Here is a 13,602-nt window from a genome sequence, read left to right as displayed (position 1 = left end):
CGCCCGCCACCGCGCCGACCCCGGCGGCCGCCGGGATGCCGACCTTGGCGGCCTTGCGGCCGGTGCGGTAGTCGCGCAGCCGCCAGTCCTTGTCGCGGGCGTGCCGGCGCAGCTTGGTGTCCGGGTTGATCGCGTAGGGGTGGCCGACCAGGGAGAGCATCGGGATGTCGTTGTGGCTGTCGCTGTACGCGGCGCAGCGGGAGAGGTCCAGCCCCTCGGCGGCGGCCAGCGCCCGTACCGCCTCCGCCTTGGCCGGGCCGTGCAGCGGCTCGCCGACCAGGCGGCCGGTGTAGACGCCGTCGACGGACTCCGCGACCGTGCCGAGCGCGCCGGTGAGACCGAGGCGGCGGGCGATGACCTGGGCGATCTCCACCGGGGCCGCCGTCACCAGCCAGACCTTCTGGCCCGCGTCCAGGTGGGCCTGGGCGAGCGCGCGGGTGCCGGGCCAGATGCGCTCGGCCATGTACTCGTCGTAGATCTCCTCGCCGATCGTCTCCAGCTCGGCCACGCGGTGGCCCTTGACGATGGAGAGCGCCGAGTCGCGGGCCTCCTGCATGTGCTCGGGGTCCTCGACCCCGGCCAGCCGGAACCATGCCTGCTGCCAGGCGAACCGGGCCAGTTCCCGGGTCTCGAAGAAGTTCCGCTTGTACAGACCGCGCCCGAAGTGGAAGAGCGCGGCGCCCTGCATCACGGTGTTGTCGAGGTCGAAGAAGGCGGCGGCCCGGTCGTCGCCGAGCACGGGGAACTCCGGTTCCCGCTCGGCGCCCGCGGGTTCCGGGTGTTCCTGCGTGGACTTGCGGGCGGCCTCCGCGGAAGCCTCGCCTGCCAACACGCTCCGCGCCGTGGCGGAGCGCCTACGGGGGGTGAGCCATCCAAGAGCGGCCATGGCGTGAGCATAGCCAGTCCGTTCGGCGGTTCCGGAGCCGAGAGGTTCGGAGTCTGTGAACTCCGGGCATACGTACCGCTCCGCGCAAGGGCCGGGGCGGGGGTGCGGAGCGGGACAATGACTCGTATGAGTCCCCTCTTCCGGTGCAAGGCCGCCCCCCAGGAGCGGCTGGTCACCCTGATCCGCAAGCCCGGCTGTCATCTGTGCGACGACGCGCAGGCCGTGATCGAGAAAGTCTGCGGCGAACTCGGCGTGCCCTGGGAGGGGCGGGACATCACCGAGGACCGCGCGCTGCACGACCAGTACTGGGAGCAGATCCCGGTCGTCCTGGTCGACGGCGAGCAGCACACCTTCTGGCGGGTGGACGAGGGACGGCTGCGCCGCGCGCTGAGCGGGTGACGGACGGCTCCGGAGGGGGCCTTGGGGGCACGAAACGCGGCGAGTGTGTAGTTTTGCCCCCAGGTAGAGCCCCGCAACGGGCATGCGTGACCCCGGTCACGTTGGCCGGGCAAATCGGACACCATCTTTGTGCACACGTTCACAAAGACATAGCCTTCTTGTCGACGGGGCGGTCCGGGGAAGCATGACCGCTCGCAGCCCCGCTCTACCCGCAGGAGCACCGTGGCAACTGGCCGAACTCACCGACCGGCGACCCGCAGCCGAGGGATTCCCGAGGCCACCGTCGCCCGGCTTCCGCTGTACCTCCGAGCGCTGACGGCCCTGTCGGAGCGCTCGGTCCCCACGGTCTCCTCCGAGGAACTGGCCGCGGCGGCGGGCGTCAACTCCGCGAAGCTGCGCAAGGACTTCTCCTACCTGGGCTCCTACGGCACCCGCGGCGTCGGGTACGACGTGGAGTACCTCGTCTACCAGATCTCCCGCGAGCTGGGCCTCACCCAGGACTGGCCCGTCGTCATCGTCGGTATCGGAAACCTCGGCGCGGCCCTCGCCAACTACGGCGGCTTCGCCTCGCGCGGCTTCCGGGTCGCGGCGCTCATAGACGCCGATCCCGCGATGGCCGGCAAGCCGGTCGCGGGCATCCCGGTGCGGCACACCGACGAACTCGAGAAGATCATCGAGGACAACGGCGTCTCCATCGGCGTCATCGCCACCCCCGCCGGCGCCGCCCAGCAGGTCTGCGACCGGCTCGTGGCCGCCGGGGTCACCTCCATCCTGAACTTCGCGCCGACCGTGCTGACCGTCCCGGACGGCGTCGACGTGCGCAAGGTCGACCTCTCCATCGAGCTGCAGATCCTCGCCTTCCACGAGCAGCGCAAGGCCGGCGAGGAGACCGCCTCCGGCGACGGAGCCGTACCCGCCAAGCGCGCGAGTGCCGACGGCCAGGGACCCGACGGGGACATGCCCGCCGTGATGCCGGCATGAGCCTTCTCGTCGTAGGGCTGAGCCACCGCAGTGCCCCGGTCAGCGTGCTGGAGCGTGCCGCGCTGAACGCGGACGCCCAGGTCAAGCTGGTCCAGGACACCGTCGCCGCCGACCCGGCCACCGAGGCCGCGGTGCTCGCCACCTGCAACCGCATCGAGCTGTACGCCGACGTCGACAAGTTCCACGCCGGTGTCGCCGAGCTGTCCACGCTGCTCGCCCAGCACAGCGGGGTGGGCCTGGAGGAGCTGACGCCGTTCCTCTACGTCCACTACGAGGACCGGGCCGTCCACCACCTGTTCTCGGTGGCCTGCGGGCTGGACTCCATGGTCGTCGGCGAGGGGCAGATCCTCGGCCAGATCAAGGACGCCCTCGCCCGTGCCCAGGACCTGCACACCGCGGGGCGGCTGCTGAACGACCTCTTCCAGCAGGCGCTGCGCGTCGGCAAGCGCGCCCACTCCGAGACCGGTATCGACCGCGCCGGGCAGTCCCTGGTCACCTTCGGCCTGGAGCAGCTCGCCGCGGACACCGACGTGCCGGGCTGGGCGCGGGGCCGTACCGCGCTGGTGATCGGCGCCGGGTCGATGTCCTCGCTGGCCGCCGCCACGCTGGCGCGGGCCGGGGTCGGCGAGATCGTCGTCGCCAACCGCACCTTCGAGCGCGCCGAGCGGCTCGCGCAGATCCTCGCCGACGCCGAGGGCGCCACCGCCCGCGCGGTCCGGATGGACGCCGTGGCGGCGGAACTTACACGTGCCGACGTGGTCGTCTCCTGTACCGGCGCGACCGGTCTGGTGCTGACGGCGGACGCCGTCGCCGAGGCCGTCGCCGGCCGCACCGGGGAACCGGCGGCCGACGTGAGCGCCGAGGCTCCGGCCGGGACCGTCGACCTGCCGCCGGCCGGTGCCGGCACCGACGAGAACTGCCCGCTGGACCTGGCCTCCGTGCAGGGCACGCCCGGCTTCTCCGTGCACGGCGAGGCCGCCGTCGCCGGGATGGACGCGGCAACCCTGGAGCAGCACGCCGCCTGGGTCGGCGAGGGCACCTCCCTGCGGGAGCAGGGCCGCGAGCACGACGCGGGCGGCCGCTTCACCCCCGAGGCCGACGCCGGACTGATCGCCGCGCTCGCCGAGGCCGTCGCCGCCGCGGGCCGCGTCCCCGAGTACCGCAGGCCCGAACCGGTCGCCGAGATCCCGCGCCCGGCCCCGGCCGTCTTCCTCCTCGACCTCGCCATGCCCCGCGACATCGACGCGGCCGTGCACCGGCTGGCCGGGGTGCGCCTGGTGGACATCGAGTCGCTGGCCGAGGCGTCGGCCGACGCCCCGATGGCGTCCGACGTGGACCAGGTTCGGCGTATCGTCTCCGACGAGGTCGCGGCGTTCGGCGCGGCACAGCGGGCGGCGCACATCACACCCACCGTGGTAGCGCTGCGCACCATGGCCGCCGACGTCGTCGCCGCCGAGATCGCGCGGCTCGACGGACGCCTGCCCGGCCTGGACGACCGCCTGCGCGGCGAGATCCGGCAGACCGTGCACCGCGTGGTGGACAAGCTGCTGCACGCGCCGACCGTACGGGTCAAGCAGCTCGCGGCCGAGCCCGGAGGCACCGGGTACGCGGACGCGCTGCGCACCCTGTTCGACCTCGACCCGGAGACGGTCGCCGCCGTCTCGCGGGCCGTGGACAACACAGACGAGAAGGACCGACCGGCATGACTGACAAGGCACTGCGACTGGGGACGAGGCGGAGCAAGCTCGCCATGGCCCAGTCCGGGCAGGTGGCGGACGCCGTGAGCCGGGTGACCGGCCGGCCCGTCGAGCTGGTCGAGATCACCACGTACGGCGACGTCTCCCGGGAGGCGCTGGCGCAGATCGGCGGCACCGGGGTGTTCGTCACGGCGCTGCGGGACGCGCTGGTGCGCGGCGAGGTGGACTTCGCGGTTCATTCGCTCAAGGACCTGCCGACCACGCAGCCCGAGGAACTCGCGCTGGCCGCCGTGCCGGTGCGGGAGGACCCGCGGGACGTGATCGTGGCCCGCGACGCGCTGAAGTTCACCGACCTGCCGCGCGGCGCGCGCATCGGCACCGGCTCGCCGCGCCGCATGGCCCAGCTCAACGCGTACGCGCGGACCCACGAGCTGGACATCGAGACGGTGGCGATCCGCGGCAACGTGGACACCCGCATCGGGTACGTCCACGAGGGACGGCTGGACGCCGTCGTGCTCGCGGCCGCCGGACTCAACCGGATCGGCCGGATCGACGAGGTGACCGACTTCCTGTCGGTCGACACGGTCCTGCCCGCCCCCGGCCAGGGGGCCCTGGCGATCGAGTGCGCGGCATCCGACGCGGATCTCGTCGCCGCCCTCGGTGAACTCGACGACCCGCACACGCGGGCCGCCGTCACCGCCGAGCGGTCACTGCTCGCCGCGCTGGAGGCCGGCTGCAGCGCCCCTGTGGGTGCGCTGGCCGACCTCTTGATCGACGGGCCTGTAATCAAGGAAATGCGCCTGCGCGGCGTCGTCGGCACGACCGACGGCTCGCGGATGGTGCAGCAGTCCACCACCGGTTCCGTGCCCCTGACGCACGACGGGGCGATGGCACTCGGGCGCGAACTCGCCACCGAGATGCTCGCCCAGGGCGCGGCCGGTCTGATGGGGGAGCGAGCACATTGAGCCCCACCGCCTTTCCCGCCGGTCCCGAGCACGGGCACGTCACCTTCCTGGGTGCCGGACCCGGAGATCCGGGACTGCTGACTCTGCGCGCCGTGGAGGCGCTGTCCCACGCGGACGTCCTGGTCGCCGAGCACGAGGTGCTCGACGTGATCCGGACGCACGCCCGGCAGGGCGTCTCCGTCGTTCCGACGGAAGCGGCCTCCTCCCCGGACGCGCTTCCGGGCGCACCGCAGCTCACGGTCGTTGACGGTGCGTCAACTCCCGCTGTGGCCCCGGCCGCCGCCCAGGATGCGGCTCATCTTGTCATGGAGGCCGCACGGGGCGGCAGGCGGGTGGTCCGTGCGGTCGCCGGTGATCCGGGACTGGACACCGACGCCGCCGAGGAGATGCTCGCCTGCGCCGCCGCCGGGGTGCCCTTCGAGGTCGTCCCCGGTGTCGCGGCCGCGACCGGCGTGCCCGCGTACGCCGGTGTCCCGCTGCGCGACGCCCGCGGCGCCGACGTGCGGTTCGTGGACGCGCGTACCGCCTCCGACCGGTGCTGGACGGAGGTGGGTGCCTCGGACGGCACGGTGGTCGTCTCCACCTCGCTGGACTCCGTCGCGGCCGCCGCCGCGGAGCTGGTGTCGGCGGGCCGCAAGCCGGACACCCCGCTCACCGTCACGGTCGCCGGTACGACGACCCGCCAGCGCACCTGGACGGCGACGCTGGGCACGATCGCGCAGACGCTGAAGCAGGCCAAGGTGCTGCCGTCCCCGGACGGCGGCCGGCCGGTCATAGCCGTGGTCGGCGAACGGTCCGCCGCCGCCCGCCGCGACCAGCTCTCGTGGTTCGAGTCCAAGCCGCTGTTCGGCTGGAAGGTCCTCGTGCCGCGCACCAAGGAGCAGGCCGCCTCGCTCTCCGACCAGCTCCGCTCCTACGGCGCGGTGCCGCACGAGGTCCCGACCATCGCCGTCGAGCCGCCGCGCACCCCGCAGCAGATGGAGCGCGCGGTCAAGGGCCTGGTCACCGGCCGCTACGAGTGGATCGCTTTCACCTCGGTCAACGCGGTCAAGGCGGTGCGGGAGAAGTTCGAGGAGTACGGGCTGGACGCGCGTGCCTTCGCGGGCATCAAGGTGGCCGCGGTGGGTGAGCAGACCGCCAACGCGCTGATCGCCTTCGGTGTGAAGCCGGACCTGGTGCCGAGCGGTGAGCAGTCGGCCGCGGGCCTGCTGGAGGACTGGCCGCCCTACGACCCGGTCTTCGACCCGATCGACCGTGTCTTCCTGCCGCGCGCCGACATCGCCACCGAGACCCTGGTGGCCGGGCTGATCGAGCTGGGCTGGGAGGTGGACGACGTCACCGCGTACCGCACGGTCCGCGCGTCGCCGCCGCCGGCGGACACCCGTGAGGCGATCAAGGGCGGCGGTTTCGACGCCGTGCTCTTCACCTCGTCCTCCACGGTCCGCAACCTGGTGGGCATCGCGGGCAAGCCGCACAACGTGACGGTCATCGCCTGCATCGGCCCCGCGACCGCCAAGACGGCCGAGGAGCACGGTCTCCGCGTCGACGTCATGGCCCCGGAGCCCTCCGTCCACAAGCTGGCCGAGGCCCTGGCCACGTTCGGCATGAAGCGCCGCACGTCGGCCCTGGAGGCGGGCGACCCGGTCACCCGTCCCAGCGAGCGCCGGCCGGGCGCGCGCAGGCGCCGCACGACGACCTGAGCCCTTCACGGCACGAGCGGGGCGTCCCTTCACGGGGGCGCCCCGCTCGCTTTTCCCGGTGCTCCCGCCCGACTGCGCGTCGGTAAAGGCACGACAGGAGCGGGCGTAGCGTAGAAGGCATGTCGAAGTACGGTTCCTTTCCCGGTGCGCGGCCGCGGCGGCTGCGGACCTCGCCCGTCATGCGTCGGATGGTCGCGGAGACGCGGCTGCATCCGGCCGACTTCATCCTTCCGGCGTTCGTCCGGGAGGGCGTGAGCGAGCCGGTGCCGATCGCGGCGATGCCCGGTGTCGTGCAGCACACCCGCGACAGCCTGAAGAAGGCCGCGCTGGAGGCCGCCGAGGCGGGCGTCTCCGGGATCATGCTCTTCGGGGTGCCGGAGGAGTCGAAGAAGGACGGGCTCGGCACGCCGGGCACCGACCCCGACGGCATCCTCCAGGTCGCCCTGCGCGACGTGCGCGCCGAGGTCGGTGACGACCTGCTGGTCATGGCCGACCTGTGCCTGGACGAGTTCACCGACCACGGCCACTGCGGGGTGCTGGACGCCGAGGGCCGCGTCGACAACGACGCCACCCTGGAGCGGTACGCCGAGATGGCGCAGGTCCAGGCCGACGCGGGCGCCCATGTGGTGGGCCCGAGCGGCATGATGGACGGCCAGATCGGGGTCGTCCGGGACGCGCTGGACCAGATCGGCCGGGAGGACGTGGCGGTCCTCGCGTACACCGCGAAGTACGCCTCCGCCTTCTTCGGGCCCTTCCGCGAGGCGGTCGGGTCCTCCCTGCAGGGCGACCGCAAGACCTACCAGCAGGACCCGGCGAACCTGCGCGAGTCGCTGCGTGAGCTGGAGCTGGACCTCGCCGAGGGCGCGGACATGGTCATGGTCAAGCCGGCCGGGCCCTACCTGGACATTCTGGCGAGGGTCGCCGACGCGGTGGACGTGCCGGTGGCCGCGTACCAGGTCTCCGGCGAGTACGCGATGATCGAGGCCGCCGCCGAGAAGGGCTGGATCGACCGCGACCGGGCCATCCTGGAGTCCCTGACGGGGATCAAGCGGGCCGGGGCGCGGAACATCCTCACCTACTGGGCCACCGAGGCGGCGCGGAAGCTGCGCTAGCGGGTCGCCGGTCACCGCGCCCGATGCGGCGCGGTGACCGGGGCCGGCTACTTCGGCCCGTCACCCTCCGAGGTGCGCGGGCCCTGGATCTCCAGGCGGCCGTTGTGCTGCCCGGCGTCGGACGGCTGGTTGCCGTTCTGGCCGCTGAGGTTGTTGCGGACCGAGTCCAGGATCGTCAGGCCCTGGGCGACCAGCCCGGCGGCTATCTCGCCGAGACCGTCCGCGCCGTTCAGGACGTTGACGTTGGCCCCCTTGAGGCCGCCCGCGGCCTCCTTCACGATCTGCGGGAGCTGGTCGATCAGCATCCGGTCCAGGGCGACCCGGTCGTGCGAGGCCGCCGCCTCGGCCTGGATCTTCATCCGCTCGGCGTCCGCGATGGCGAGCACCCGGACCCGCTCCGCCTCCGCCTCCGCGGGCTTCACGATCTCCGCGACCAACTCCTGCTGACGCAACTTCGCCTTGCGCAGCGCCAGTTCGGTCTGCGCGGCCAGCACCTCCTGCTGCGCGTGCGCCTGCGCCAGCGGGCCGGCCTGGGCGGCCTCGGCCTGGGCGCGGTCCACCTGCGCCGAGTACTCCGCCTGCACCACCGCGGTCTGCCGGGCGTACTCCGCCTGCTTGCGGGCCGCTACCTGCTCCGCCTCGGCGGCGGCCTGGTTGGCCTGGGCCTGGGCGATCTGGGCCTGCCGCCGGATGGCCGCCTTGTGCGGGGCGGACATCGCGTCGATGTAACCGGTGTTGCCGTCGTCGATCGACTGGATCTGGAGCGAGTCCACGATCAGGCCGATCTTCGCCATCTCCGTCTTCGAGGTGTCCAGCACCTCGGCCGCGAGCTTCTGCCGCTCGGTGACGATCTCCTCGACCGTCATGGAGCCGATGATCGCGCGCAGGTGGCCCGCGAAGATCCGCCCGGTCAGCACCGACATCTGCTCCTGGTCGGAGAGGAAGCGCTGGCCGGCGTTGATGATGCTCTCCGGGTCGTTGCCGACCTTGAAGGCGATCACGGCGCGGACGTGCAGGGCGATGCCCTGCTTGGTCACACAGGTCTCGGTGACCTCGGCCTCGCACATCGACAGCGTGAGGAAGCGGACCTTGCGGAACACGGGGAGCACGAACTTCCCGTGCCCCGTCACCACCCGGAACGGCGCGCCCCCCAGTCCCCGCCTGCCACCCGAGATCAGCATCGCCTCGTCGGGGGCGGGAACGCGGTAACCGAACATACTGCTCGTCTCCTCAGTCGACGCCGGCGGACAGCCCGCCCAGCGTGTCCAATGGATCGCCCCACGCGATGACATCGACCTCACGCAACCCCCGTGACTCGATCACGAGTACGGTCGCCCCGCGCGGCAGCGGCTCCTGCGACCAGGCGAGGAAGGTCTCGGAGCCGCCTCTGACCCGCACCAGGATCTCGCCGGGACCGGCGGAGCCACGCGTGCCGATGAGCAGTTCCCCCGTGCAGCCGATCACGGCTTCGTCCTGTGCCATCGCCCGGCTGCCTCCCGTCGTTTCTGGTCCTCCGGTCCGACGATAGACCCGCGATTGACGGGCGTACACCAAGGTTTTCTCCGGCTTTTGAAGGACCGCCGCTCATGCGAATCGGCCCGGTCCGCACAGGGCGGGCCGGGCCGATTCGGGTCGTACGGGTCAGAGCTTCCCGGGCGTCCGGATGCCCAGCAGCGCCATGCCCTCGTGCAGGGTGCGCGCGGTCAGGTCGACCAGGAACAGGCGGTTCTCCACCTGGGCGGGGGAGTCGGCCTTCAGCACCGGGCACTGGTCGTAGAACGACGTCAGCAGCGAGGCGAGCTGGTAGAGGTAGGCAGCCATCTTGTGCGGCTCGCGGGCCGCGGCCACCTCCAGGACCGTCTCCGCGAACTGGTCCAGGTGCAGGCCCAGCGCGCGCTCCGCCGGGGCCAGCGCCAGCTCCGGGTGGGCGGCGGGGCGGGCCTCGCCGGCCTTGCGGAGGATGGACTGGATACGGGCGTACGCGTACTGGAGGTACACCGAGGTGTCGCCGTTGAGCGAGACCATCTGGTCCAGGTCGAACTTGTAGTCCCGCACGGCCGAGGTGGAGAGGTCGGCGTACTTCACGGCGCCGACGCCGACGTACCGGCCGTTCTCGACGATTTCGTCCTCGGTCAGGCCCACCTTCCCGGCCTTCTCCCGGACCACGGCGGTGGCCCGCTCGACGGCCTCGTCCAGCAGGTTCTCCAGCTTGACCGTCTCGCCCTCACGGGTCTTGAACGGCTTGCCGTCCTTGCCGAGGACCGTGCCGAAGGCCAGCTGGACGGCGGTCACGTCGTCGTTCAGCCAGCCCGCGCGGCGCGCGGTCTCGAAGACCATCCGGAAGTGCAGGGCCTGCCGGGCGTCCACCACGTACAGCAGGGTGGACGCCTTGAGGTTGAAGACGCGGTCGCGGATCGCGGAGAGGTCGGTGGCCGCGTAGCCGTAGCCGCCGTCGGACTTCTGCACGATCAGCGGGACCGGGTTGCCCTCCGGGCCCTTGATGTCGTCGAAGAACACGCACAGCGCGCCCTCGGAGCGGACCGCGACGCCGGACTCCTCCAGCAGGCGGCAGGTCTCCGCGAGCATGTCGTTGTACCCGGACTCGCCGACGATGTCGGGGTCGCGGACCTCCATGTCCAGCTTGTCGAAGACGGAGAAGAAGTAGATCTTCGACTCGTCCACGAACTTCTGCCAGATGGCGAGGGTCTTCGGGTCGCCCGCCTGGAGGTCGACCACCCGGCGCCGGGCACGGGTCTTGAACTCCTCGTCGGAGTCGAACAGCCTGCGCGCGGTCTTGTAGAGGCGGTCCAGGTTGGACATCGCCTCCTCGCCGGACACCTCGGACTCCTTGTGGTCCAGCTCGTGCGGGTGCTCGTCCAGGTACTGGATGAGCATGCCGAACTGGGTGCCCCAGTCGCCGATGTGGTGCCGGCGGACCACGTTCTCGCCGGTGAACTCCAGGAGCCGCACCATCGCGTCGCCGATGACCGCCGAGCGCAGGTGGCCGACGTGCATCTCCTTGGCCACGTTCGGCTGCGCGTAGTCGATCACCGTGGTGCCGGGGTGCGCGGCGTACGGCACTCCGAGGCGGCCGGTGTCGTCCGCGTACCGGGCGGCCAGGTTCTCGGTGATCGCCCTGTCCGCGACGGTGATGTTGAGGAAGCCGGGGCCGGAGACCTCGACGTCCGCGATCACCTCGCCGGTGACGATGCCGGAGACGACCCGGGTCGCCAGCTCACGCGGGTTGGCCTTGGCCTTCTTGGCGAGCGCGAGGATGCCGTTGGCCTGGTAGTCGGCCCGGTCACTTCGTCGCAGCAGCGGGTCCGCGTCCGCGGCCTCCGGCAGGGCGGCCGAGAGGGCGGAGGCGAGATGCTGCTGGACGGAGTCGCTGAGGGACGTGACCGAGGCCATAGGTAAGGGTGCCGTTCTCCTCGTGGGAATGGATGGTCCCGGCCAGTATCCCACGGGGGGTAAAGGCGTTTTTTCGCGCGCGGGAGTGTCTGGGATTATGGGAGGAGGCCGGCGGAGGACAACCGCCGGACCGGCACCCCGAACTAAGGAGCACCGATCGTGGCTCAGAGCCCCGACACCGCCGACTGGGTCTCCCGTTTCGCGGATGACGTCATCCAGGAGTCGGAGCGTCGGGCTCCGGGCAAACCGGTCGTCGTCGCCTCCGGGCTCTCCCCGTCCGGCCCGATCCACCTGGGCAACCTGCGCGAGGTGATGACCCCGCACCTGGTCGCCGACGAGATCCGGCGGCGCGGGTACCAGGTCAGGCACCTGATCTCCTGGGACGACTACGACCGCTACCGCAAGGTCCCGGCCGGGATCGCGGGCGTCGACGAGTCCTGGGCCGAGCACATCGGCAAGCCGCTGACCTCGGTCCCGGCGCCGGCGGGTTCCGCGTACCCGAACTGGGCCGAGCACTTCAAGGCCGCCATGGTCGAGGCGCTCGCCGAGCTGGGTGTGGAGTTCGACGGGATCAGCCAGACCGCGCAGTACACCTCGGGCGTCTACCGCGAGCAGATCCTGCACGCGATGAAGCACCGCGGTGACATCGACGCGATCCTCGCCCAGTACCGCACCAAGAAGGCGCCGGGCAAGAAGCCGCAGCAGAAGGCGGTCGACGAGGCCGAGCTGGAGGCCGAGGAGGGTTCCGGCGCGGCCGCCGAGGACGACGGCAGCTCCGGCTCCGCCGGGTACTTCCCGTACAAGCCGTACTGCGGCGAGTGCGGCAAGGACCTCACCACCGTCACCTCCTACGACGACGACACCACCGAGCTGGCCTACACCTGCACCGCCTGCGGCTTCGGCGAGACGGTCCGGCTGAGCGAGTTCAACCGGGGCAAGCTGGTCTGGAAGGTCGACTGGCCGATGCGCTGGGCCTACGAGGGCGTCATCTTCGAGCCCTCCGGCGTCGACCACTCCTCGCCGGGTTCCTCCTTCCAGGTCGGCGGCCAGATCGTCGGGATCTTCGAGGGCGAGCAGCCCATCGGCCCCATGTACGCCTTCGTCGGCATCTCCGGCATGGCCAAGATGTCGTCCTCGCGCGGCGGTGTGCCCACCCCGGCCGACGCGCTGAAGATCATGGAGCCGCAGCTCCTGCGCTGGCTGTACGCCCGTCGCCGCCCCAACCAGTCCTTCAAGATCGCCTTCGACCAGGAGATCCAGCGCCTCTACGACGAGTGGGACAAGCTCGCCGGCAAGGTCGCCGAGGGCTCCGCGCTCCCCGGTGACGTCGCCGCGTACACGCGCGCGGTGGGCACCGCAGCCGGTGAGCTGCCGAAGACCGCGCACCCGCTGCCGTACCGCACGCTGGCCTCGGTCGCGGACATCACCGCCGGACACCAGGACCAGGCGCTGCGCATCCTGTCCGAGCTGGACCCGGCCAACCCGATCACCGACCTCGCCGACGCCCGCCCCCGGTACGACAAGGCCGAGGCGTGGATCAACACCTACGTCTCCGCCGACCAGCGCACCATCGTGCGCGAGGAGCCGGACGCCGAGCTGCTGAAGTCGCTGGACGACGAGGCCCGCCAGTCGCTGCGCCTGCTGCTCGACGGGCTCGCGGACAACTGGTCGCTGGACGGCCTGACCCACCTCGTCTACGGCGTCCCGAAGGTGCGCGCCGGCTTCTCCGCCGACGCCACGCCCAAGGAGCTGCCGCCGGAGATCAAGACGGCCCAGCGGACCTTCTTCGCCCTGCTGTACCACCTGCTGGTCGGCCGGGACACCGGCCCGCGTCTGCCCACGCTGCTGCTGGCGGTCGGTCAGGAGCGGGTGCGGGCCCTGCTCGGGGAGTAGGCCGCGCATACGAGGAGGGGGCGCCCGGTGTCATCACCGGGCGCCCCCTCCTCGCGTGTGCGCGGGGTCAGGCGATGTGGTCCTCCTCCAGCTCCGCCATGTGGCGCTGCTGGAAGCGCTCCACCAGGGCCTTCAGCCGGCCGGAGTCCGGTGAACTGCCGTAGGTGGCCTGGATGTTGTCGCCGAGCACCAGCGGGGTCGGGTAACTGCCGTCTATCGACCGGCGGAAGACCTGGTACAGGTCCTCCTCGTCCGGCTCCGCCGGCCCCCCGCCCTCGCCCAGCTCGCGGGTGCGATTGGGGCCGACGGGTATCGGGAAGCTGCCGGTCTCCTCCGGGGAGGGCTGCTGGAACCGCTCCGGGGGCTGCTCCTCGTACCAGTCCCCGTACTGCTCCTCGGGGAAGTACTGGGGGTCCGGGCCGGGGTCGAAGGCCGGGTCGTAGCCGCCGTGGTAGTCGGTGTCACGCGGGGGCGTCTGGAACCAGGGGCTGTTCTCGTCCTCGGCCTCCGGGGGCAAAGGCTGCTGCTCGGCCTGGGCCTGCGGTGCCGGAGCGGCCT

General features: G+C 71.8%; 11 protein-coding genes and 1 pseudogene. 7 read left to right on the top strand and 5 right to left on the bottom strand.

Annotated features, from left to right (window positions below; translation table 11 throughout):
• Positions 1-886 (bottom strand): HAD-IB family hydrolase (locus GT030_RS13130; RefSeq protein ID WP_161201267.1); only part of this gene is annotated, 886 nt, incomplete at its 3' end.
• 117 nt (positions 887-1,003) lie between these two features.
• On the opposite strand from GT030_RS13130, the gene GT030_RS13125 reads away from it, so the two are divergent.
• From GT030_RS13125 to hemB, 6 genes are all read left to right on the top strand, one after another.
• Positions 1,004-1,285: a glutaredoxin family protein gene (locus GT030_RS13125; RefSeq protein ID WP_202460038.1), complete on the top strand. Its 282-nt coding sequence runs from the start codon at positions 1,004-1,006 to the stop codon at positions 1,283-1,285.
• 222 nt (positions 1,286-1,507) lie between these two features.
• Positions 1,508-2,266: a redox-sensing transcriptional repressor Rex gene (locus tag GT030_RS13120; protein WP_161201265.1), complete on the top strand. Its 759-nt coding sequence runs from the start codon at positions 1,508-1,510 to the stop codon at positions 2,264-2,266.
• Positions 2,263-3,972 carry a glutamyl-tRNA reductase gene (locus GT030_RS13115; RefSeq protein ID WP_161201264.1) on the top strand — a complete coding sequence of 570 codons (1,710 nt, stop codon included), beginning with the start codon at positions 2,263-2,265 and terminating at the stop codon, positions 3,970-3,972. Before GT030_RS13120 ends, GT030_RS13115 begins: the two co-directional genes overlap by 4 nt.
• Positions 3,969-4,928: a hydroxymethylbilane synthase gene (gene hemC, locus GT030_RS13110; RefSeq protein WP_161201263.1), complete on the top strand. Its 960-nt coding sequence runs from the start codon at positions 3,969-3,971 to the stop codon at positions 4,926-4,928. Before GT030_RS13115 ends, hemC begins: the two co-directional genes overlap by 4 nt.
• On the top strand, positions 4,925-6,628 hold the full coding sequence (locus GT030_RS13105) for a uroporphyrinogen-III synthase (RefSeq protein ID WP_161201262.1): 1,704 nt from the start codon (positions 4,925-4,927) through the stop codon (positions 6,626-6,628). The genes hemC and GT030_RS13105 overlap by 4 nt, the downstream gene beginning before the upstream one ends.
• 119 nt (positions 6,629-6,747) lie before the next feature.
• Positions 6,748-7,740, top strand: a complete 993-nt coding sequence (gene hemB / locus GT030_RS13100) for a porphobilinogen synthase (RefSeq protein WP_161201261.1) — start codon at positions 6,748-6,750, stop codon at positions 7,738-7,740.
• A 47-nt stretch (positions 7,741-7,787) separates the two neighbouring features.
• Here the strand turns inward: hemB and GT030_RS13095 are convergent, their stop codons facing one another.
• From GT030_RS13095 to argS, 3 genes are all read right to left on the bottom strand, one after another.
• A complete protein-coding gene (locus GT030_RS13095; RefSeq protein WP_161201260.1) occupies positions 7,788-8,957 on the bottom strand; it encodes a flotillin family protein in 1,170 nt (389 codons plus the stop codon).
• Between the two features lie 13 nt (positions 8,958-8,970).
• The gene (locus GT030_RS13090; RefSeq protein ID WP_130331205.1) at positions 8,971-9,222 is read right to left on the bottom strand and encodes a hypothetical protein; all 252 of its coding nucleotides are present in this window, start codon (positions 9,220-9,222) and stop codon (positions 8,971-8,973) included.
• 159 nt (positions 9,223-9,381) lie between these two features.
• Positions 9,382-11,151 carry an arginine--tRNA ligase gene (gene argS, locus GT030_RS13085; protein ID WP_161201259.1) on the bottom strand — a complete coding sequence of 590 codons (1,770 nt, stop codon included), beginning with the start codon at positions 11,149-11,151 and terminating at the stop codon, positions 9,382-9,384.
• Between the two features lie 159 nt (positions 11,152-11,310).
• Here argS and lysS point away from each other — a divergent pair, with 159 nt between their 5' ends.
• Positions 11,311-13,044, top strand: coding sequence for a lysine--tRNA ligase (lysS, locus tag GT030_RS13080; RefSeq protein ID WP_161201258.1), 1,734 nt, complete (start codon positions 11,311-11,313; stop codon positions 13,042-13,044).
• Positions 13,045-13,111: 67 nt separating this feature from the next.
• On the opposite strand, the pseudogene GT030_RS13075 reads toward lysS, so the two are convergent.
• Positions 13,112-13,602, bottom strand: a pseudogene (locus GT030_RS13075) (hypothetical protein); the annotation flags it as partial.

The sequence above is a fragment of the Streptomyces sp. SID1328 genome, from assembly GCF_009865595.1.
GTDB classification, from domain to species: Bacteria; Actinomycetota; Actinomycetes; order Streptomycetales; family Streptomycetaceae; genus Streptomyces; species Streptomyces griseoluteus.
Note: the sequence above shows the minus strand (reverse complement) of the source record. Positions and strands in the feature narration are given on the sequence as shown.